The organism is Pseudarthrobacter lactosi (assembly GCF_055412785.1).
On record NZ_JBVAYS010000006.1, the window covers coordinates 13,705 to 35,227 of the forward strand.

The following is a 21,523-nucleotide window of genomic DNA, read 5'->3' on the forward strand; positions in this document are numbered from 1 at the left end:
TCAGGCCTCCTTCAGCTGTTGGTTCTGTGGTGTTCCGGGTTGCGTTGTTTCGGGTTGTGGGCTCGCCTGTGCGCTCGGTTGCGGCGATGTTGCGTGCGGCTGGCCGGTCGGTCCGGTCCAGAAATCGCCCGACACAGTGAGCCGTTCTTCCAGCAGTTCCGCACGGATCTCCTCCGCGAGCCGAAGGGTCATGTCCCGGCGCCACTCGGGCAGTCCGTGGATGTCATCGTGGTACAGCTCCGCCGGGATGGCCTTCCCGACGGCGGCGGCCAGGGCCGCGGGGCCGGCCATCTTGGCGGCGGCGAACCGCAGCTGCACGGGCCGTTTGGTGGCGGCGGTGACGGTGATGACCAGACCCCCGTCGGCGTCCCGCCGCCCGATCAGCAGCACCCCGGAACGGCCGAGGTTGCTGAGCGAGAGCCGCCGGAAGGCCACTTTGGCGGACAACGACGACGCCGGCAGCTGGATGCTGCGCAGGAGTTCCCCGGGTGCCAATCCGTTTTGCCCGTCCCCGGTGATGAACGTGGCCACCGGGACCGTGCGGCTGCTGCCGCCGGGGCCGAGGATGGTGGCAATGGCGTCCAGCCCGGCGCAGAGCGAGATCATGGGACCGGCCGGCAGCGAGGTGCACAGGTTGCCGCCCACGGTGGACATGTTCCAGATCTTGAAGGAAGCCACGAAGGAGTCGCAGCAGGGACGGAACAAGGCCAGGCCGGGCCAGTTCCGGCCGGCTACTGCGGCGGAATCCGGCAGGGCATAAAGGTCCGCGATGGTGCATGTGGCGGCCAGTTCGATCCCGGCGTCGCTTACGGTCACCGCCGGCCAGCCTGCGTTGCCCAAGTCCAGCAGCCGCTTCAGGACAGTACTGCCGTAGGAGAACAGCACCGTTCCGCCGGCGAGCCAGGCGTCGCCGTCGCGCCAGTCGGCGGGGTCCGTCGTTGGGACGACGGCCTCGATGGTGTTCATGTCCATGGGTCCTCCTGGCGGGGTTCGTGCGTGCTGGGTTCGTGTGTGCGGGGTTCGTAAATGCGGGGATTGTGCGTGCGGGGTTCCGGGTGGTGGATTGGGCCGCTGCCGTCCTTGAGGGAGGTCGCCTTGACCGGCCCCGCTGAGGTGCTGCCTGGTCCGACCCGGCCGCGGGAGGCGAGGATCTCGGCGGTGATGGAAACAGCCACTTCGGCCGGGGTGACCGCGCCCAGGTCCAGGCCGATGGGCGAATGGAGCCGCTCCAGCGCTTCGGCCGGCGTGCCGTCCGCGAGCAGCGCATCGATGCGCTGGCGGTGGCTGCGCCGCGACCCCATTGCGCCCACATAGGCGAGGCCCAGGCCGAGCGCGGTTTCCAGCAGCGGGATGTCGAACTTGGGGTCGTGGGTCAGTACGCACACCACGGTCCGGCGGTCCACGCGCCCTGCGGCTGCTTCTGCGGCAAGGTAGCGGTGCGGCCAGTCCGTGACCACGTGGTCGGCGGCGAGGAAACGGCCCTGGCTGGAAAAGGCCGGCCGGGCATCGCACACGGTGACGTTATAGCCCAGCAGTTTCCCGGCCGGAACGAGTGCGGCGCCGAAGTCGTTGGCCCCGAAGATCAGCATCCGGGCGGCCGGCAGCCGGCTTTCCACGAACAGCGTGATGGGCTCGGGGTGCGTTTGGCCAGGGCTGTCGTAGCAGCCATCGGGTGGTGCCAAGCGGACCAGCCCGCTGCGTCCGCCTTGGAGCAGTGGTTCGAGCTGGGCCGCTGCCGCGTAAACCGTGGCGGGGTGGTCACCCACCAGGCGGGCAAGGTCCGGGGACTCCATGGCGCGGAAGCGCACAGGATCCTGTACGACGACGGCTCCCCCGCCGGCGTCCAGCCTGCGGATCAGTGCCAGGGCAGCGGTGGACTGGTGGCCCGCCATACTGTTCAGCATGGGGTAGTCCATCGCCTCCGGCGAGAATCCGAGCGGCTGGATGTGGACTTCCAGCTGCCCTCCACAGCTCAGCCCCACGGCGAACGCGTCCTCGGCACTGTAGCCGAACGACTCAAGGCGGCTGCCGCCGTCGCGCATTGCCGCAAGCGCAGCTTCCACCACGGCGCCCTCCACGCATCCGCCGGAGAGACTGCCCAGGACGTCGCCGTGTTCGGAAACCAGCATGGAGGTACCGAGCGGCCGGGGCACGGAGCCGCCGGCGGCCACGATGGTGGCGACGGCGCAGCGCTGGCCGGAGACCGCGGGCTGCCACCTTCCCAGTGAGGGGATTAGGTCCAACATGGCAACACGTCCTTTACCACTGGGGTTCCGGACGGGAAGCCTGTCCGGAACAGAGCGCGGTCTTGCCTCATAATCTCATTCCTTGCTGGTGTAGAGGGAAAGTCAGGGCAGTTGTTTGCGGGGACCGGGGCGGGGCCTCTAATCCCGCCCCGGTCCGTGGCGGAATAACGGCACTCCACCGCCGCCCGCCGTCGTGGGTTCCGGGTTGCTACGCTCCGAGCAGGGCGTTGATCGGCCCCCGGGCGAAGTAGATGATGAAGCCCGCGGTGACCACCCACATCAGCGGATGAACCTTCTTTGCCCTCCCCGATGCTGCGCTGATGACAGCGAAGGAGATGAATCCGACGCCGATCCCGTTGGCGATCGAGTAGGTCAGCGGCATGGTGACGATGGTCAGGAAGGCCGGCAGTGCGATCGAGAACTTGCTGAACTTGATCTCACGGATCTGTGCCATCATCATGGCGCCCACCACCACCAGGGCGGAGGCTGCCACCTCGAGCGGTACTACCGAGGTCAGCGGCGTAAAGAACATCGAGCCCAGGAACAGCACGCCGGTGACCACGGACGCCAGGCCGGTGCGGGCGCCTTCGCCGATGCCGGCCGCGGAATCGATGTAGACGGTATTGGAGGAGCCGGACGTTCCGCCGCCCACCACTGCGCCCATGCCTTCGACGATGAAGGCGGACTTCAGCCGGGGGAACGTGCCGTCCTTGTGCGCCACTCCGGCGCTCTTGGCGAGCCCGGTCATGGTGCCCATGGCGTCGAAGAAGTTAGTGAACACCAGGGTGAAGACGAGCATGGTGGCCGCCAGCCCGCCGATCCTTGAAAACGAGCCGAAGAGATCGAACTGGCCCACCAGGCTGAAGTCCGGGGCGGACACCAGCTGGCCCGACAGCACCGGTGTGTTGAGGTGCCAGCCGCCGGGGTTTTCAGCGCTGCCGGGACCGAGGTGCATGGTGGCCTCGACGATGGCGGCGAGGGCAGTGGTGGCGACGATTCCGATCAGGAGCCCGCCCTGGATCTTGCGGGCCACGAGGATGCCCATGACCAGCAGCCCGACGATGAAGACGAGCGTGGGGATGGAGGTGATGGAGCCGTCGTTGCCGAGCTGGACCGGCGGCCCGCCTTTGGTGGGGCGGACAAATCCGGAGTCCACAAAACCGATGAAGGCGATGAACAGGCCGATGCCCACGGTGATGGCGGCCTTGAGTTCCTTGGGGACTGCCTTGAAGATCGCCGTCCGGGCACCCGTGGCGCCGAAGAGGACAATCAGGATGCCGTTGATGACCACCAGGCCCATGGCTTCGGGCCAGGTGACCTCCTGGATGACGGCTACGGCCAGGAACGAGTTGATGCCCAGGCCGGCCGCCAGCCCGAACGGCAGGTTTGCGACGAGGCCGAACACGATGGTCATGACGCCGGCGGTGAGGCCCGTAACGGCTCCCACCTGCGCTGCCGAGAGCCAGCCGCCCGCGACGTCGGTGGGCGCGTTCTCGGCCGAGAAGCCGCCCAGGATCAGGGGGTTGAGAATCACGATGTAGGCCATCGTGAAGAACGTGACGATGCCGCCGCGGAATTCGCGAGCCAGCGTGGAGCCACGCTTGGAGATCTGGAAGAAACTGTCCAGGAAGGATTTCGACGCCGGGGGGCGGGGTGCCGCTGTGTGCCCTGCGCCGGCCAGCGCAGCCTGCTCTTCAGCTGCCGATCGCATTTCTGCGGGGTCCAGGATTGTCATGTCAGCCACCGGCCCTAGTAGTCAATCCTGGAATCAAGCGTGTTCCAGGTGTTGAACGGTTCCAGGATGGCCGGGGCCTGGGGGTGACCCAGCTCCAGCTTGGCGACCGGCATCAGTGAATCCCGGCCCTCGTTTTCGAAGTACTCGTAGAAGACGGCGTCGTCGAAGCCCACGGAGGCGGCGTCGTGCCGGTCTGCGGCGAAGACCACGTTGCCGATCCGGGCCCACAGGGCCGAGGCCAGGCACATGGGGCAGGGTTCGCAGCTGGTGTAGAGGGTGGCTCCGCTGAGATCGAAGGTGCCGAGCTCGCGGCAGGCGTTGCGGATGGCGGTCACCTCGGCGTGCGCGGTGGGGTCGTTCGTGGCGGTGACCCGGTTGACGCCTTCGAAGGCGCGGCCGTCCGCGGTGACAATGACGGCGCCGAACGGGCCGCCGCTGTTCAGGACGTTGGCTGTTGCCAGTTTTATGGAGGTGGCCAGGAAATGTTCGGCCGTGACGGTGGTACTCATTGTGCGACTTCCTTAGGGGCAAGGAAGCCCAGTAACCCTGAGACGGGGACGCGCCAATGATTCGGCTACCAGGCTTCAGCATGTGCTTTTGAAGGTTCGCCTGGTAGATAGCTTCCCGGAGTCCGGGTGCCCGCCTTTGGCAAGATCGAGATTAGCACCGGACGTGTGAGCAGCGCCATAGTTTTTGAAAACTTAATTTCGTAATGTGAAATTCTTGTTTCGGGCGGGTCACATTGACGCCCCTGAGCCTCGCCCTCTACGCTAAGTGCCACCGGCCGACCCTCGAGGAGGCCGGCATCCTGGATCAGCAGACAGGGCCTAACTGAGCTGGAACGCATTTTGTTGCCGACCAGACAAGGAACCCTCATGGCCCACGCGCACACCCCGGCCCCGGCCCCGGCCCCGACCCCGGCCAGGCTCTGGATCAAGAACCCCCTCGACGTTTTCACCGCCAACGGGCTCGACGCCGGTGGCGGCATCGTGGTCAGCGGCGGCATCATCGCCGAGTTGATTCCGGCCGGCGGGCAGCCGTCCGCACCCTGCGATGAGACCTTCGACGCCGGCAGCCACGTGCTGCTGCCCGGCCTGATCAACACGCACCACCACTTCTACCAGACCCTCACGCGCGCCTGGGGTCCGGTGGCCAACGCCCCGCTGTTCCCCTGGCTGCAGAACCTCTATCCGGTCTGGGCACGCCTGACTCCGGACAGCCTGGAACTCGCGGTGAAAGTGGCCCTGGCAGAGCTGCTGCTCTCTGGCTGCACGACGGCAGCCGACCACCACTACCTCTTCCCCGCCGGACTGGAGGACGCGATCGACGTGGAGGTCGCCGTCGTACGCGAACTGGGCATGCGTGCCACCCTGACGCGCGGCTCCATGACGTTGGGAACGGACGACGGCGGCCTGCCGCCGCAGTCCACGGTGCAGCGGCCGGAGGTCATTCTGGCGGACAGCGAACGCCTCATCTCGCGGTACCACGAGCGCGGCGGCGGCGCCGTGATCCAGATTGCCCTGGCCCCGTGCTCGCCGTTCTCGGTGACCAAGGAAATCATGGCCGAGAGCGCCTTGATGGCGGAGCGGTTGGACGTGCGGCTGCATACCCATCTCGCCGAAACCATCGACGAGGAAGACTTCTGCCACTCGATGTTCGGCATGCGGACCGTGGACTACCTGGAAAGCGTCGGCTGGCTGGGCAACCGCACGTGGCTGGGCCATGGCATCCACTTCAACGACGACGAGATCGCCCGGCTGGGAGCCGCGGGCACCGCCGTCGCGCACTGCCCGACGTCGAACATGCGGCTCGCGTCGGGCACCGCCCGCGTGCTGGAACTTGAGGCGGCCGGGGTTCCGGTGGGGCTGGGCGTGGACGGGTCGGCGTCAAACGATGCCTCCAACATGATGCTCGAGGCCAGGCAGGCGCTGTACCTGCAGCGGCTGCGCTACGGGGCCTCCGTTCCCGTGGAGCGTGCCCTTGGCTGGGCGACGCGCGGCTCGGCGGCCGTGCTGGGGCGCTCCGATATCGGTCAGCTGGCGCCGGGGATGCAGGCCGACGTGGCACTCTTCCGCCTTGACGACCTGCGGTTCTCCGGCAGCCACGATCCTGTTGCCGCGTTGTTGCTGTGCGGCGCGGACCGCGCGGACCGCGTCATGGTGGGCGGGAAATGGCGGGTGGTTGACGGGCAGATCCCGGGCCTGGACATAGCCGGGCTCATTGCGGAGCACTCGGCCGCGGCGCGGAAGCTTGTTGCGGGCTAGCTCTTCGCTCGCCGTTTCGACGGTTCCCTGCGCACACGATGTTCGGTGACGTCGAGCGTGCAGGGAACCGTCAGAACGGGCCTATGCACGGGCGCTGGCTGCCGCCAACGATCGTTGCTAGCGTGGCGGCATGAGCCCGTCCAAGACCCCGGCCGAGATCCTCACCATTGACGGCACCGAGGTGCGCATCTCGAGCCCGGACAAGGTGGTGTTCCCCCAACCTGGGCTGACGAAGCTCGACCTGGTGCGCTACTACCTCGCCGTGGCGGATGGTGCGCTGCGCGGTGCGGGCGGCCGGCCCATGGTGCTCAAGCGGTTCCCGAAGGGCATCGACGCTGAGCCGTTTTTCCAGAAGCGCGTGCCCGAAAACCACCCCGATTTCATCGACACCACAACGCTGCACTACGCATCGGGGACGTCGGCTGAGGAGTCCGTCATCAGGGATGCCGCAGGTCTGGCCTGGGTGGTGAATCTTGGCTGCCTGGACCTCAACCCGCATCCCGTACGCGCCGAGGACCTTGAGCACCCCGACGAACTCCGCGTCGACCTCGATCCGATGCCGGGGGTCAGCTGGTCCCAGATCGTCGACGTCGCGTTCGTCGCGCGGGAGGTGCTCGACGACGTCGGCCTCGTGGGGTGGCCGAAGACGAGCGGGTCGCGCGGACTCCACATCCTGGTGCGGATCGCGCCGCAGTGGCAGTACCGAGACGTTCGGCTCGCCGCCGAGACCCTCGCCCGCGAGGTCGAAAACCGCGCGCCTGGCCTGGCCACGGCGCGCTGGTGGAAGGAGGAGCGCGGCGAGAGTGTGTTCGTCGACTTCAACCAGAACGCCAAGGACCGCACCGTGGCATCCGCATACTCGATCCGGCCCCTGCCCGACGCCCGGGTATCGACGCCGCTCACCTGGGACGAGGTCCGCTCCATCCGGCCCGAACAATTCACGGTGCGCACGGTGCCTATGCGCTTCGCCGACATGGGTGACCCGCATGAGGGGATCGACGACGCCGTGGGCACGCTCGACGGGCTCCTCGCACTGGCAGCCAAGCTCGGCCCCGCCGAGAAAGCGCCCCGCAACGGAGACGGCTCCGGCCGCCGGTTGTCCGTGATGCCGCTCCTAGAGGTGGCCCGGACCAAGTCCAAAGCCGAGGCGCTCGCGGCGCTCGACGAGTGGAAGACCCGGCATGCCGACGTCGTCCCGGCCCTGCATCCGGCCGATGTGCTCGTCGACGGCATGCGCGGATCAAGCTCGCTCTGGTACCGGGTGCGGGTAAACCTGCAGCACGTCCCCGAAGCGGAGCGCCCGCCGCAGGAGGAACTCATCGCCGACTACGACCCCTGGGCCGGCAAGCAATGGCCGGGGCGGCCTGGGTCCTGACGCCGGCGACGCGCAAAACGCCCCGCGACGCGGAAATGGCCTGGCGACCCCCGAATTCGGGTGTCGCCAGGCCATTTGCGTGTCCTCAGCGAAGATGCGTGTCGTCAGCCCTGTTGGGAGCGCGGGCCGCCGAAGCCCGGCAGGCCCTGGACCCAGCGCGAGAAACGGCCCGGAATATGCTCCCGGTCCGCGGGCAGATAGAAGTCCGGATCCGTTCCGCCTCCGAGGGGAAGGTAGAACTCCTGGACTGCGGGTGCGGCCGTGTGTTCCGGTGCGACCGGCGTTGTGTCCTGCTGGTACATCTGATCCTCCTCCGAGGTGGTTGATAGTGCTTCACTTCTTCCGCAAAGCGGAAAAGAACTTTTGCTATGTGAAATAGCCTAAACGGCCATCGCTTGGTTCGTCAATGGCAATGGAGGCGCTCGGTCACAATCAGAAAGTACGTAACGATTCCCCGGAAGTGATGTACACCACTGGCCGAAGTGAGCTACGCTTTTTCCAATTCGTGGCGCAAGTCACGTAACCTGGGAGCAGCAGGCAGGGTCGTAATGAGCTGGCATCAATGGATGCTGGCTCTTTTTTGTTGGGTCGGCATCCACCAGAAACGCGCTTGAAACACGCGCTTAATTTCGTTGGTGGACCTTGAAGGTTCCACCTCGCAGAAGTTGGGATATGACCATGAGCAACAAGATCGTCCTCGGCGACAACCAGTACGGCAAGGCAGAAGTCCGCGTCGTCAAAGTCACCCGCGACACCCACCGCCACCAAATCGAAGACCTGAACGTCACCTCGCAGCTGCGCGGCGATTTCGAAGCTGCCCACCTACAGGGCGACAACGCCCACGTCGTCGCCACGGACACCCAGAAGAACACCATCTACGCCTTCGCCCGGGCGGGAGTCGGCTCCCCCGAAGCCTTCCTGCTTCGCCTCAGCGAGCACTTCACCTCAGGCTTCGACTGGGTCACCGGCGGCCGCTGGGAGGCCGAGTCCTACACTTGGGACCGGATCCAGGCGCACGGCTCCGAACACGACCACAGCTTTGTCCGCAACGGGCAGGAAGTCCGCACCGCCGTCGTGGTCCGGGACGGCAACACAACGCACGTGATCTCCGGGCTCAAGGACCTGACCGTCCTGAAGACCACCCAGTCCGGCTTTGTGGGCTACCCGCGCGACCAGTACACCACCCTGCCGGAGACCACAGACCGTATCCTGGCCACGGACGTCTCCGCCCGCTGGCGCTACAGCACCGGCCTGGACCACACGGCCACGGATTTCAACAAGAGCTACGACGACATCAAGGCCCTGCTGCTCGAGGGCTTCACGGAGAACTACTCCCACGGCCTGCAGCAGACCCTGTTCGACATGGGCAAGAAGGTCCTCGAGGCACACGGCGAAGTGGACGAGATTAAGTTCTCAATGCCCAACAAGCACCACTTCCTGGTTGACCTCGCCCCGTTCGGGCTCGACAACCCCAACGAGGTCTTCTTCGCAGCGGACCGCCCGTACGGCCTGATCGAGGCCACGGTCCAGCGCGAAGACTCAGGCACGGCCCCCGCCGCCTGGAACGGCATCGCCGGCTTCTGCTGATCCGCCCACGCTGATTGAGCCCGTCGGGACCCTGGGTTTCGACGGGCTCAACCCCCGGACCAACCCCGGTGATTGAGCTTGTCGAAATCCAGGCCCCAAATCTCTTAGCCAGACAACGTTAGCCAGACAAAGATGTCTGCCATGAACCAGAAAGTCTGCCGTGAACTTCAAGAAAAAGTCCCCCAGCCTGGCCGCCAAGGCCGGCCGCCAGCCCTCTGACCGTCCCGAAGACCAGCGCCTCTCCATAGGCAGCAGCTTCGCCTACGGCTTCCAGCACGTCCTGACCATGTACGGCGGCATCATCGCCCCGCCGCTCATCATCGGAGCCGCCGCCGGCATGTCCTCAACGGACATCGGCCTGCTCATCGCGGCCTGCCTGTTTGTCGGCGGCCTGGCCACCATCCTGCAGACCGTGGGCATTCCGTTCTTCGGCTCGCAGTTGCCGCTGGTCCAGGGCGTCTCGTTCGCCGGAGTCTCCACCATGGTGGCGATCGTCCACGGCGGCGGGGGCATCCAGTCCGTCTTCGGCTCGGTCATCGTCGCCTCGCTGATCGGCCTGGCCATCACCCCGTTGTTCTCCAAGATCATCCGGTTCTTCCCGCCGGTGGTCACGGGCACCGTCATCACTACCATCGGCCTGACGCTGATGCCGGTGGCCGCCAACTGGGCCATGGGCGGCAACAACAAGGCACCGAACTACGGCAGCATGGCGAACATCGGCCTGGCCGCCGCCACCATGGGGATTGTGCTGCTGCTCAGCAAGGTCGGAAGCGCCACCATCTCGCGGCTGTCCATCCTGTTGGCCATGATCATCGGGACCGTCATCGCCTTCGTCACCGGCATGGCTGATTTTTCCAAGGTGGGCCAGGGCGAGATCGTCGCGTTCCCCACTCCGTTCGCCTTCGGCCCGCCCACGTTCCACATCGCCGCGATCATCTCCATGCTGATCGTCATTCTGGTGACCCTGACTGAAACCTCAGCAGACATCATCGCCGTCGGAGAGATCGTGGGCACCAAGGTCGATTCCCGGCGCATCGGCGACGGCCTGCGCGCCGACATGCTTTCCAGCGCCATCTCGCCGCTCTTCGGCTCCTTTACCCAGAGCGCCTTCGCCCAGAACGTAGGCCTGGTGGCCATCACCGGCATCAAGAGCCGCTTCGTGGTGAGCGCCGGCGGCGTGATCCTGGTGGTCCTCGGGCTGCTGCCCGTACTGGGCCGGGTAGTCGCGGCGGTGCCCACACCCGTCCTGGGCGGTGCCGGCGTCGTACTCTTTGGAACGGTGGCCGCCAGCGGCATCCGCACCCTGTCCAAGGTGGAGTACAAGAACAACATGAACCTGATCATCGTGGCCGCGTCCATCGGGTTCGGCATGATCCCGATCGCCGCACCGGCCTTCTACGACCAGTTCCCGTCCTGGTTCTCCACCATTTTCCACTCCGGCATCAGCTCCGCGGCCGTGATGGCCATCGTGCTGAACCTGCTCTTCAACCACCTGAAGGCCGGCAACTCGGAGAACCAGTCGGTATTTGTTGCCGGCACTGCCCGGGTGGTCACCGACGCTGATTTGAAGTGCCTTGCCGACGGCGACCGCTTCGAGGGCGGCAAGCTGATCGACGCCGAGGGCAAGGTAGTCCCGGTGGAGTCGTCGTCGAAGTCTGACCACTAGCGTCTCCCCCACCTAACAGCGCGAACGTACACTTGAGGCCCCAAATCCACGGATTCCGGGGCCTCAAGTGTACGTTCGCGCTAAAGGAGAGGGCCTGAAGTGTACGTTCGCGCTAAAGGAGAGGGCCACAAGTGTACGTTCGCGCCATGCGCGTGCGTTGGTTGTGCGTGCGTTGATTTGTGCGTGCGTTGGTTGTGCGAGCGTTGGTGTGTGCGTGCGCAGGGACGCACGACGGCGGTCGGGTCAGTTCTGGTTGAGCTCCGCCGAGATGGCCATCGCTGCCTGGCGCAGCAGCGGCACGGCGCGGTCGGCGAAGCTCTGGTCCACGCGGCTGATCGGCCCGGAGACCGAGATGGCCGCAGGGGTGGGCGCGTTGGGCACGGCCATCGCGAAGCAGCGCACGCCGAGCTCCTGCTCTTCCTCGTCGATGGAGTAGCCGCGTTCACGGATCAGCTTGAGATCGGCGAGGAGGGCATCGATGTCGCCGATGCTCTTGGCCGTGGGGGTGGGCATGCCGGTGCGGGCCACGATGCCGCGCACCACCTCGTCGTCGAGCTGGGCCAGGATCGCCTTACCCACGCCGGTGTCGTGCGTGTGGGCGCGGCGGCCCACCTCGGTGAACATTCGCATGGAGTGCAGGGAAGGTACCTGGGCCACGTAGATGACCATGTCCGAATCCAGTACAGCCATGTTGGAGGTTTCGCCGAGGCGCTCCACGAGATTCTTCAGCTGCGGGCGGGCCACGGCTCCCAGCTGCTTGCTGGCGCCTTCGCCAAGCCGGATCAGCCGGGGGCCCAGCGCGTAACGGCGGTTGGGCAGCTGGCGGATATAGCCAAGCGAGACCAGGGTGCGCAGCAGGCGGTGGATGGTGGGAAGGGGCAGATCCGTGGAGGAGGAGAGCTCGCTGAGCGTCACGTCACCGCCCGCGTCTGTGATGAGTTCCAGCAGTTCGAAGACGCGCTCGACGGACTGCACGCCTCCGGAGGCTTTTTCAGCCATTCCGTTGTCTCCTATGGCTCAGATTCTGACATCTCTTATCCACATCGTGAAAAGAGTTGCTTAGAACACTCAACATACAGCACAACCAGGCCCCGGGCGATGTCTCCAAACATGACCATCAAGGGGTTGCATTTCCACTTTGTAGATAATAATATCCATAATACGAAAACATTCGGTTGCACGAACGGTCCGGCGACGGACCCAACGAGGAGGAAATTCAATGGCGAACCCGAGCCCCGGAAATTCGATCACCCTGCGCGTCGCGGCGCCGTCGAGCTTCACCGCCACGAGTGAACTCGCTGCCGCCGTCGGCGCAGCCGGCGCGGCCATCACGGCGCTTGACGTCACGGAATCCCACCACGACACCCTGGTTGTGGATGTCACCTGCAACACCACCGACGACGACCACGCCGCCCGCGTCAAGGACGCCCTGAACGCGCTCGACGGCGTCACGGTCCAGCACGTCTCGGACCGCACCTTCCTGATGCACCTCGGCGGCAAGCTCGAGGTAGTCCCCAAGGTGGCCCTGCGCAACCGTGACGACCTGTCCCGTGCCTACACCCCCGGCGTCGCCCGCGTCTGCCTCGCCATCGCGGAGGACCCGTCGGCGGCCCGCAACCTGACCGTCAAGCGCAACACCATCGCCGTCCTCACCGACGGTTCGGCTGTCCTGGGCCTGGGCAATATCGGCCCCGCCGCGGCCCTGCCCGTCATGGAGGGCAAGGCCGCACTGTTCAAGCAGTTCGCCAATGTCGACGCCTGGCCGGTCTGCCTGGACACCCAGGACACCGAGGAAATCATCATGATCGCCAAGGCCATGGCCCCCGTCTACGGCGGCATCAACCTTGAGGACATCGCTGCGCCGCGCTGCTTTGAAATTGAGAAGCGCCTGCGCGACGAACTCGACATCCCCGTCTTCCACGACGACCAGCACGGCACCGCGATCGTCACCCTGGCAGCCCTCCACAACGCCCTGCGTGTGGTGGACAAGAAGCTCTCCAAGGTCCGCATTGTTGTCTCCGGCGTGGGTGCTGCAGGCTCTGCCATCATCCAGCTCCTCAAGGCCCAGGGCGCGCAGCACATCGTTGCCGCCGGCCGCTCCGGAGCCATCCACTCGGGCAAGGAGTACGACGACGAGCACCGCGCCTGGATTGCCGCGAACACCAACGAGGAAGGCTTCTCCGGAACCCTGCACGAAGCCATGACCGGTGCCGACGTCTTCATCGGTGTCAGCGCCCCGCACGTGATCGGCGAAGAGCAGGTTGCCGCCATGGCCGAGAACGCGATCGTCTTCGCCATGGCCAACCCGACGCCGGAGATCGACCCCGTCATCGCGTCCAGGCACGCCGCCGTGGTGGCCACGGGCCGCAGCGATTTCCCCAACCAGATCAACAACGTGCTGGCCTTCCCGGGCTTCTTCCGGGGCCTGCTCGACGCCGGGGCGAGCGACATCACGCCGGAGATGCTGGTGGCCGCCGCAGACGCGATTGCCAACCGGGTAGCTGACGATGAGCTCAACGCGAGCTACATTATCCCCAGCGTCTTCGATCCCCATGTTGCCGCCGATGTGGCTGCCGCGGTTGCGGCCGCTGCGCACGCAAACGAAGCCCGCGCTCTCTAGATAAGGACTTTACGAATATGGCTATCACTGTCACTGACCGCCAGCCGGTCGACCGCGCGGAACAGATCCTCACCCCGAAGGCCCTGGCCTTCCTGGAGGAGCTGCACCAGCGCTTCGCCGGCACGCGCAACGAACTGCTCGAAGCCCGCCAGGCCAAACGCGACGGCGTCGCCCGCACCAGCCGTCTGGACTTCCTCCCGGAGACGCAGGAAATCCGCGACGGCGATTGGAAGGTTGCCGAGGCGCCCGCAGCGCTGCAGGACCGCCGCGTGGAGATGACCGGCCCGGCCACGCCGGCCAAAATGGCCATCAACGCCCTGAACTCCGGCGCCAAAGTCTGGCTCGCGGACCTTGAGGACGCCAGCACGCCCACATGGCCCAACGTCATCGACTCCATCCTGAACCTGCGTGACGCCGCAACCGGCACGCTGGCCTTCGCCTCGCCCGAAGGCAAGGAGTACAAGCTCCGCACCGACGCTCCACTCGCCGTCGTGGTGGCCCGTCCCCGCGGCTGGCACATGCCGGAGAAGCACCTGCTGATCGACGGCGAACCCGCCGTGGGTGCGCTGGTGGACTTCGGCCTGCACTTCTTCCACACCGCCAAGCAGCTGCTGCTCAACGGCCACGGCCCGTACTACTACCTGCCCAAGATGGAATCGCACCTCGAGGCGCGGCTCTGGAACGAAGTGTTCGTCTTCGCGCAGGACTTCCTCGGCATCCCGCAGGGCAGCGTCCGCGCCACCATGCTGATCGAGACCATCCCGGCCGCGTTCGAGATGGACGAGTTCCTCTACGAACTCCGGGACCACGCCTCAGGCCTGAACGCCGGGCGCTGGGACTACCTGTTCAGCATCATCAAGTACTTCCGCGATGCCGGCGAGGAGTTTGTGCTCCCTGACCGCGCCTCGGTGGTCATGACCGCACCGTTTATGCGCGCCTACACCGAGCTCCTGGTGAAGACCTGCCACAAGCGCGGCGCCTTCGCCATGGGCGGCATGGCCGCGGTCATCCCCAACCGCCGGCACCCCGAGGTCACCGAGGCCGCCTTCGCCAAGGTCCGCGCGGACAAGACCCGTGAAGCCAACGACGGGTTCGACGGTTCCTGGGTGGCCCACCCGGACCTGGTCCCCACCTGCCGCGAGGTGTTCGACGGCGTGCTGGGCGACCCGGAAAACGGCGGCCGCCCCAACCAGCTGGACAAGCAGCGCCCCGAGGTTTCGGTCACGGCCGACCAGCTGCTGGACATCGCCTCGGCCGACGGCCAGGTCACCGAAGGCGGGCTGCGGCTGAACCTGTATGTCGCCGTCGCCTACACCGCCGTCTGGCTCTCCGGTAACGGCGCCGTGGCCATCCACAACCTGATGGAGGACGCCGCCACCGCGGAGATCTCCCGCTCGCAGGTGTGGCAGCAGATCCGCAACAAGTCCGTCCTGGCCGACACCGGGAACACAGTCACCCGCGAACTCGTGGAGAAGATCCTGGGCGAGGAAACGGAACGGCTCCGGACCGAATTCGGGGACGAGGCGTTCCGCCGGTACTACCAGCCGGCCAGCAAGCTGATCAGTGAGATCTGCCTGTCCGAGGACTACACGGACTTCCTCACCACCCCGGCCTACGAACTGGTGGGCTGAGCCATGGCGGTCTCCCCCACCCCGTCGCTCTCAGCGGCGGACCTCGCCGCCATCGACGCACAGCTGGCCGCCACTGACCAGCTGCTGGAACACAATTATCCGGGCGACGACGGCACCCGCCAGCCCGTGCACACCGTGTACGTGCCGGCGGACCGTTTCACGCCGTCGTTCGCTGCCGACTGGAGCGCCCAGGCGCTCACGACGGCGGAGGCTCACGGCGGGCTCGAGAAGCTCGGCGCGCTGCTGGGCCAGGAGCCGGAGCTGGCTGCCGCCGTCGCCGAACGGGTCCAGGCGAAGCTCGAAAGCGAACCGATCGAGGACCTCCGCCTCGATTTCGAGGACGGCTACGGCGACCGCGGCGAGGAAGCGGAGGACCTGGCCGCAGTTGCCGCGGCCCGGGCTGTCAGCGAAGCCGTTGCCGCCGGCACCGCGCCGCCGTTCATCGGCATCCGGTTCAAGTGCTTCGAGGCGCCCACCCGGGCCCGCGGCCTGAAGACCCTTGACCTGTTTGTCTCCACGCTCGCGCAGGCCGGCGAACTTCCTGCCGGGCTCATCCTGACCCTGCCCAAGGTCACCACCGTGGCCCAGGTCCAGGCAATGGACTTCGCGGTGTCCCGGCTGGAGGCAGTCCACGGGCTTCCCGCCGGCCGGCTCCGCTTCGAGGTGCAGGTGGAAACGCCGCAGCTGATCCTCGGACCGGACGGCACCTCCCCCGTGGCGCAGCTGCCGCACGTGGTTCCGGGACGCATCAGCGCCCTGCACTACGGCACCTACGACTACTCCGCGTCGCTGCAGATCTCGGCCGAGTACCAGTCCATGGAGCACCCGGTGGCGGACTTCGCCAAGGAAGTCATGCAGCTGGCCGTCGCCGGCACGGGCATCCGGCTCTCCGACGGTTCCACCAACATCATCCCGGTGGGCGACGCCGTCGAAGATGCCTGGAAGCTGCACGGACGCCTTGTCCGCCGTTCGCTGGAGCGGGGCTACTACCAGGGCTGGGACCTGCACGCCGCCCAGCTGCCCAGCCGCTTCGCCGCCACCTATGCGTTCTACCGCGAGGGCCTGCCAGCCGCCGCGGCACGGCTGCGCAACTATGTGGAACGCACCGAAGGCGGGGTCATGGACGAACCCGCCACCGCCCGGGCCCTGGCCGCCTTCGTCCTGCGCGGCGTCCAATGCGGCGCAGTGGGGACCGAAGAGGTCCATGCGCTCGCCGCCGTCGAACTTTCCCAGCTGACCGCACTGGCGCACCCGCGGTTGGCACACTCCACTTCGAAGTAAGGATCCAATGATGGGCAAGTACTACACCCCGCAGGGCGGCCTGCCGCCGCAGACGCACCTGACCACGGAACGGGCAATCGTCACGGAGGCCTACACTGTCATCCCCAAGGGCGTGATGACGGACATCGTGACCAGCACCCTGCCCGGTTTCACCAACACGCGGTCCTGGATCATCGCCCGCCCGATCTCCGGTTTCTCCACCACCTTCTCCCAGCTGATTGTTGAGATCGGCCCCGGCGGCGGCGCCCCCAAGGCCGAGTTCGAGGCAGGCGTCGAAGGTGTCGTCTTTGTCACCCAGGGCAAGGTCAACCTGACGCTCGACGGCGAACTGCACCAGCTCGAGGAAGGCGGCTACGCCTACCTGGCTGCCGGTTCCACCTGGGGCCTGGAAAACGTCTCGGACGACATCGTCTCCTTCCAATGGATCCGCAAGGCCTACGAGCGGCTCGAGGGTTACGAGGCCAAGTCCTTCGTCACCAATGATGCCGAGGTGGAACCCACCGCGATGCCGGATACCGACGGCGCCTGGAAGACCACCCGCTTCACGGATTCCAGCGATCTGGCCCACGACATGCAGGTGAACATCGTGACCTTCCAACCGGGCGGCGTCATCCCGTTCCCGGAGACCCACGTCATGGAGCACGGCCTGTACGTGCTGGAGGGCAAGGCCATGTACCTGCTCAACAACGACTGGGTTGAGGTGGAGGCCGGAGACTTTATGTGGCTGCGCGCCTTCTGCCCGCAGGCCTGCTACGCCGGCGGACCCGGCCAGTTCCGCTACCTGCTGTACAAGGACATGAACCGCCAGATCCGTCTCACCTAGGCACCGTTTACCGGCCGCCTTTATACGGGCTGGCCGCCGAAATCGCCGGAACCCCTCCCGGTCGCTGCAACTTTCCAGCGACCCGGACACGGTTCCGGCATTTCGCGTTTAACGGGCCATTCCCACCCCGCGGAAAATAAATTCCCACAGCATGGGAACACATTAAGGTCGTCTGTGATTCCAGCCACTAACGTCGGTGCCATGCCTACAGATCCGAGCCATTCCGTGATATTGGAAGGCAACGCCTCGCGGTTCGTTGACATCCTGCTCGAATTCGCGCGGCACCGGACCCTGACTGCGGCCCAGATCACCAAAACGACGGGCATCCCCACCAGCGCCGTGTACCGTCACCTGGCACTCCTGGTGCAGTCCGGGCTGGTGGCGCAGACCAGGCGCCGCGGCCAGTACAGCGCCGGCCCGGAAACCCTGCGCCTCGCCGCCAACTTCCACCAGGAAGCCATGGTCAAGGGGCGTATCTCGGAGCAGCTACAGCTGCTCTCGGATGAGACCCAGGAACTGGCCGCCTACCTGGTGGTCCGCGGTGCGGAGGCGCTGTGCGTGGATGCCATCGAAGGCCCCCAGATGCTGCGCTGCAGCTACTCGCCGGGCCGCTCACTCCCCCTGCTCAAGGGCGCCAGCGCAATGGCCCTGCTCGCGCACCTGAACCGCGAGGAGCAGAGCGGGATCGTGGCCGGGCTCGGACTGAGCCAGGAGGACGTGGAGAACCTGAACCACGAGCTCCAGATCGTCCAGGACCGCGGCTTCGGGCTCAGTTACGGGGCCGTGGATGCGGGCGTCTGGGGCGTCAGTTTCCCCGTGTTCGACGGCGGCGGCCAGCTGTTGGGTGCCGTCAGCACCATGGCCCCCGCGGACAGGGCGATCCGGCGCGAAAAGCAACTCATAGCAAGCACCCGTGACGCCGCCTTGGCGCTCGGACATGGAGAAGGATCCCGATGACCAACCCCACCATCCAGCACACCTGGACGGGCCGCGACGACGGCCCCGGCCCCGAACACCGGCGCTGGCACCACGCAGTGAACACGGCCCAGGCCGGCAGTGCCCAAACCGGCGCTGTTCAGACCGGCGCTGTCCAGACCGGCGCTGCCGGGATCGCCATCCTGGGATTCCGCAGCGATGAAGGCGTCCGTAGAAACAAAGGCCGGGTCGGCGCCGTCGACGGCCCTGCAAGCATCCGCTCCGCCCTCGCACCCATGGCGGCCCCGGCGGACCTCCTGGTCCACGACCTTGGCGACACCAGCGTTGTGGACGGAAACCTCGAGGACGGCCAGGAGCGCCTCGGCGCGGCCGTCCGCCAGGCCCTGGACGCAGGCCACCTGCCTGTCATCCTGGGCGGCGGCCACGAAACCGCCTTCGGCACCTACACGGGCCTGCGCGCCAGCAAGGTCACCGATGAACGCCGCCTCGGCATCATCAACCTGGACGCGCACTTCGACCTCCGCGCCGAGGCGGTCCCGTCGTCGGGCACCCCGTTCCGGCAGGTGGCCGAGGCCGAGCAGGCCCTGGGCCACGGCTTCCACTACACAGTGGTGGGCATCAGCCAGCCCGGCAACACCGAGGCCCTGTTCCAGACAGCCCGGGAACTCGGCGTCACATACCTCCTGGACGAGGAATGCACCGAGTCCAGGGCTGAGCAGGTCCGGCAGTTCACGCAGGACTTCATCGACTCCGTGGACATCCTCTACCTGACGATCGACCTCGATGTCCTCCCCGCGTACGTCGCCCCCGGTGTCAGCGCACCGGCGTCGTACGGGGCTCCCCTCTCCGTCGTCTTGGACGTATGCCGGCAACTGGCCCGCTCTCCCAAGCTCGCCGTCGTCGACGTCGTCGAACTGAACCCCAGGTTCGACGTCGACTCCCGCACGGCCCGCACGGCCGCACGGCTCATCCACACCATCGCCACAGAGCGATCCGGACACCGGCATGCGTAGCCGGACGTCCGCTTTCCCTCCCCAGAAACGAGCACACATGAAGAACCGATTCCCGCGATTCGGATGGGCTGCCACGACGGCCGCCGTTCTGGCCGCGCTGCTCGGGCTGGCCGCACCGGCAGCCCAGGCCGAGACGACTCCGGCAACCCCGTCCGCCGGCAAGTTGGCAGACCTGCGTTCCGGCAAGACCACTCTCAAGGTCGGCACCGACGCTTCCTTCCCGCCGTTCGAATTCACCGATGCCAACGGCACCAAGATCGGCTTCGACATCGACGTGGTGCGGGACCTGGCCGCCAAGTCCGGCATCAAGAACGTCGAGTTCGTGCAGATGCCGTTCGGCAACATTGTCCCGGCGCTGCAGGCAAACCAGATCGACGTCGGCGCTTCCGCCATCTACATCAGCCCCGAACGCGCCAAGGTGGTGGACTTCTCCGAGATCTACTACCCCGGCGGCCTGGGCATGTTCGTTTCCACGTCCAACGACACCGTCAAGACGCTCGCCGACCTCGCCGGCAAGAAGGTGGCCGTGCAGGTGGGCACCAAGTCCGTGGAGTGGCTGCGCCAGAACCAGCCGCAGGCCGAACTGGTCCAGGTCCAGACGAACGACCAGATGTTCTCCTCGGTCAAGCTCGGCCAGGCTGACGCCGTGGTCACCGGGCAGCCCGGTGGCCGGTACTTCATCCACGAGCAGGGCGGCCTGAAGCAGGTCGGCGACCGCCTGACGAACGAGAACTACGGTTTCGCATTCCAGAAGAGCGATTCGGACATCCGCGAAGCCTTCAACACGGCGCTGAAGGGCATGCAGGACTCGGGCGACTTCACCAAGGCCTCTTCCAAGTGGTTCGGCGACGAATCCAGCACCGCCACCGGGCCCACCAAGGAACGCAGCATCTTCAACGTCGCATCGATCACCAATTCCTGGGGCCCGCTGATGCAGGGCCTTGGAACCACACTGCAGATCATCGCCCTCTCGCTGGCACTGAGCCTGCTGTTCGGCATGCTGGGCGGCTTCGCCAAGCTCTCGCACATCCGGCCCATCCGCTGGATCGGCAAGGTCTACGTCTCCGTGGTCCGCGGTACCCCGTTCATCGTCCAGCTGTTCTTCATCTACTTCGGCCTGCCACAGCTGGGCATCCAGCTCTCGCCGATGGTGGCCGGCATCTTGGCCCTGGGCCTCTACAGCGGCTCCTACGTCACGGAAATCGTCCGCGGCGCCATCCAGTCCGTGGACAAGGGCCAGATGGAGGCCGCCCGGTCCTGCGGCATGAGTTCCGCCTCCGCGCTGCGCCACGTGATCATCCCGCAGGCCTTCCTGCGCATGCTCCCGCCGCTCGGCAACGAGTTTGTCTCCCTGACCAAGAACTCAGCACTGGTGTCCTTCGTGACCATTAGCGAACTGTTCCTGGTGGGCCAGACCATCATTTCCCGCACCTTCGATGCACTGACCGTGTACGTCTTCATCGGCCTGGTGTACTACGTCCTCACTAACATCATCGGCCTGGCCGCAAACGCAATCGAGAAGAAGATGGCGGTTTACATCTAATGGCACTCCTGGAAACGAAAGAGATCACCAAGTCCTACGGTGACCACCACGTCCTCAAAGGCATCGACTTCACCATCGAGCCCGGCGAAGTTGTCGCCGTCATCGGCCCCAGCGGCGGCGGCAAGTCCACCTTCCTGCGCTGCCTGAACCTCCTCGAGACGCCCACGTCCGGCCATGTGGTGTTCGACGGCGAGGACCTCCTGGCGCCGAAGGTGGACCTGGACCGCCTGCGCTCCCGAATGGGCATGGTGTTCCAGCAGTTCAACCTGTTCCCCAACATGACGGCCCTGAAGAACGTCATGCTTCCGCAGATGGACGTCCTCAAACTCAGCAAGAAGGACGCGGAAGCACGCGCCATGGAACTGCTCGAAAAGGTCAACATGACCCACCGGGCGCACGTCTACCCGAACCGGCTCTCCGGCGGCCAGAAGCAGCGCATCGCCATCGCCCGCGCCGTGGCCATGAACCCCAAGGTGATGCTCTTTGACGAGCCCACCAGCGCCCTGGACCCCGAAGTGGTCCATGACGTCCTGGATGTGATGGCCGGCCTCGCCGCCGACGGCATGACCATGGTGGTGGTCACCCACGAAATGGGCTTTGCCCGCAAGGTGGCTGACCGTGTGGTGTTCATCGACGGCGGCAGGATCGCCGCCGACCTTCCGCCGGAAGAGTTCTTCTCCGAAAGCAACACCAACCCGCGCATCCGGTCGTTCCTGGAAAAGGTTCTGTAACCCCCTGACCCCTCCGGGGCTGTGGTCACATCCTGCGGTGAGCCTCTGTGACAAGACCTGCCACCGGGCCCC

At 66.2% G+C, this 21,523-nt stretch carries 18 protein-coding genes; 12 read left to right on the top strand and 6 right to left on the bottom strand.

Annotated elements, in window-relative coordinates:
• The 4 genes from ACZY0Q_RS19140 to ACZY0Q_RS19155 form a co-directional block, all read right to left on the bottom strand.
• A complete protein-coding gene (locus tag ACZY0Q_RS19140) occupies positions 1–972 on the bottom strand; it encodes an FAD binding domain-containing protein (protein WP_463919200.1) in 972 nt (323 codons plus the stop codon).
• Complete coding sequence (locus ACZY0Q_RS19145; RefSeq protein ID WP_463919202.1) at positions 963–2,246, bottom strand: XdhC family protein; 1,284 nt, start codon at positions 2,244–2,246, stop codon at positions 963–965. Before ACZY0Q_RS19145 ends, ACZY0Q_RS19140 begins: the two co-directional genes overlap by 10 nt.
• A 208-nt stretch (positions 2,247–2,454) precedes the next feature.
• Positions 2,455–3,981: an NCS2 family permease gene (locus tag ACZY0Q_RS19150; protein ID WP_463919402.1), complete on the bottom strand. Its 1,527-nt coding sequence runs from the start codon at positions 3,979–3,981 to the stop codon at positions 2,455–2,457.
• Positions 3,982–3,995: 14 nt separating this feature from the next.
• The gene (locus tag ACZY0Q_RS19155; RefSeq protein WP_463919204.1) at positions 3,996–4,490 is read right to left on the bottom strand and encodes a nucleoside deaminase; all 495 of its coding nucleotides are present in this window, start codon (positions 4,488–4,490) and stop codon (positions 3,996–3,998) included.
• Positions 4,491–4,856: 366 nt separating this feature from the next.
• Here ACZY0Q_RS19155 and ACZY0Q_RS19160 point away from each other — a divergent pair, with 366 nt between their 5' ends.
• Entirely contained in the window at positions 4,857–6,245 is a 1,389-nt protein-coding gene (locus ACZY0Q_RS19160; RefSeq protein WP_463919205.1) for an 8-oxoguanine deaminase, read from the top strand.
• Positions 6,246–6,375: 130 nt separating this feature from the next.
• Positions 6,376–7,620 carry a non-homologous end-joining DNA ligase gene (ligD, locus tag ACZY0Q_RS19165; RefSeq protein ID WP_463919207.1) on the top strand — a complete coding sequence of 415 codons (1,245 nt, stop codon included), beginning with the start codon at positions 6,376–6,378 and terminating at the stop codon, positions 7,618–7,620.
• A 104-nt stretch (positions 7,621–7,724) separates the two neighbouring features.
• Here ligD and ACZY0Q_RS19170 read toward each other — a convergent pair whose 3' ends face one another.
• Positions 7,725–7,922: a hypothetical protein gene (locus tag ACZY0Q_RS19170; protein ID WP_463919208.1), complete on the bottom strand. Its 198-nt coding sequence runs from the start codon at positions 7,920–7,922 to the stop codon at positions 7,725–7,727.
• 370 nt (positions 7,923–8,292) lie between these two features.
• On the opposite strand from ACZY0Q_RS19170, the gene pucL reads away from it, so the two are divergent.
• Together pucL and ACZY0Q_RS19180 are read left to right on the top strand one after the other, a co-directional pair.
• On the top strand, positions 8,293–9,207 hold the full coding sequence (gene pucL, locus ACZY0Q_RS19175; RefSeq protein WP_463919210.1) for a factor-independent urate hydroxylase: 915 nt from the start codon (positions 8,293–8,295) through the stop codon (positions 9,205–9,207).
• A 160-nt stretch (positions 9,208–9,367) separates the two neighbouring features.
• Positions 9,368–10,873, top strand: a complete 1,506-nt coding sequence (locus ACZY0Q_RS19180; RefSeq protein ID WP_463919212.1) for a nucleobase:cation symporter-2 family protein — start codon at positions 9,368–9,370, stop codon at positions 10,871–10,873.
• 243 nt (positions 10,874–11,116) lie between these two features.
• On the opposite strand, the gene ACZY0Q_RS19185 is transcribed toward ACZY0Q_RS19180, so the two are convergent.
• Positions 11,117–11,872, bottom strand: a complete 756-nt coding sequence (locus ACZY0Q_RS19185; RefSeq protein ID WP_463919214.1) for an IclR family transcriptional regulator — start codon at positions 11,870–11,872, stop codon at positions 11,117–11,119.
• Between the two features lie 220 nt (positions 11,873–12,092).
• On the opposite strand from ACZY0Q_RS19185, the gene ACZY0Q_RS19190 reads away from it, so the two are divergent.
• From ACZY0Q_RS19190 to ACZY0Q_RS19225, 8 genes are all read left to right on the top strand, one after another.
• Positions 12,093–13,493 carry an NAD-dependent malic enzyme gene (locus ACZY0Q_RS19190; protein WP_463919216.1) on the top strand — a complete coding sequence of 467 codons (1,401 nt, stop codon included), beginning with the start codon at positions 12,093–12,095 and terminating at the stop codon, positions 13,491–13,493.
• Between the two features lie 17 nt (positions 13,494–13,510).
• Complete coding sequence (aceB, locus tag ACZY0Q_RS19195) at positions 13,511–15,124, top strand: malate synthase A (RefSeq protein ID WP_463919218.1); 1,614 nt, start codon at positions 13,511–13,513, stop codon at positions 15,122–15,124.
• A 3-nt stretch (positions 15,125–15,127) separates the two neighbouring features.
• Positions 15,128–16,405 (top strand): DUF6986 family protein, encoded by a 1,278-nt coding sequence (locus ACZY0Q_RS19200; protein ID WP_463919220.1) that lies wholly within the window; start codon positions 15,128–15,130, stop codon positions 16,403–16,405.
• A gap of 10 nt (positions 16,406–16,415) precedes the next feature.
• Positions 16,416–17,228, top strand: coding sequence for a bifunctional allantoicase/(S)-ureidoglycine aminohydrolase (locus ACZY0Q_RS19205; RefSeq protein ID WP_463919221.1), 813 nt, complete (start codon positions 16,416–16,418; stop codon positions 17,226–17,228).
• A gap of 201 nt (positions 17,229–17,429) precedes the next feature.
• Positions 17,430–18,185: an IclR family transcriptional regulator gene (locus ACZY0Q_RS19210; protein ID WP_463919223.1), complete on the top strand. Its 756-nt coding sequence runs from the start codon at positions 17,430–17,432 to the stop codon at positions 18,183–18,185.
• Positions 18,182–19,177 carry a formimidoylglutamase gene (gene hutG, locus ACZY0Q_RS19215; RefSeq protein WP_463919225.1) on the top strand — a complete coding sequence of 332 codons (996 nt, stop codon included), beginning with the start codon at positions 18,182–18,184 and terminating at the stop codon, positions 19,175–19,177. The genes ACZY0Q_RS19210 and hutG overlap by 4 nt, the downstream gene beginning before the upstream one ends.
• Positions 19,178–19,214: 37 nt before the next feature.
• The gene (locus ACZY0Q_RS19220; protein WP_463919227.1) at positions 19,215–20,720 is read left to right on the top strand and encodes an ABC transporter substrate-binding protein/permease; all 1,506 of its coding nucleotides are present in this window, start codon (positions 19,215–19,217) and stop codon (positions 20,718–20,720) included.
• Positions 20,720–21,451 carry an amino acid ABC transporter ATP-binding protein gene (locus ACZY0Q_RS19225; protein ID WP_463919229.1) on the top strand — a complete coding sequence of 244 codons (732 nt, stop codon included), beginning with the start codon at positions 20,720–20,722 and terminating at the stop codon, positions 21,449–21,451. The genes ACZY0Q_RS19220 and ACZY0Q_RS19225 overlap by 1 nt, the downstream gene beginning before the upstream one ends.
• Positions 21,452–21,523: the final 72 nt, after the last annotated feature.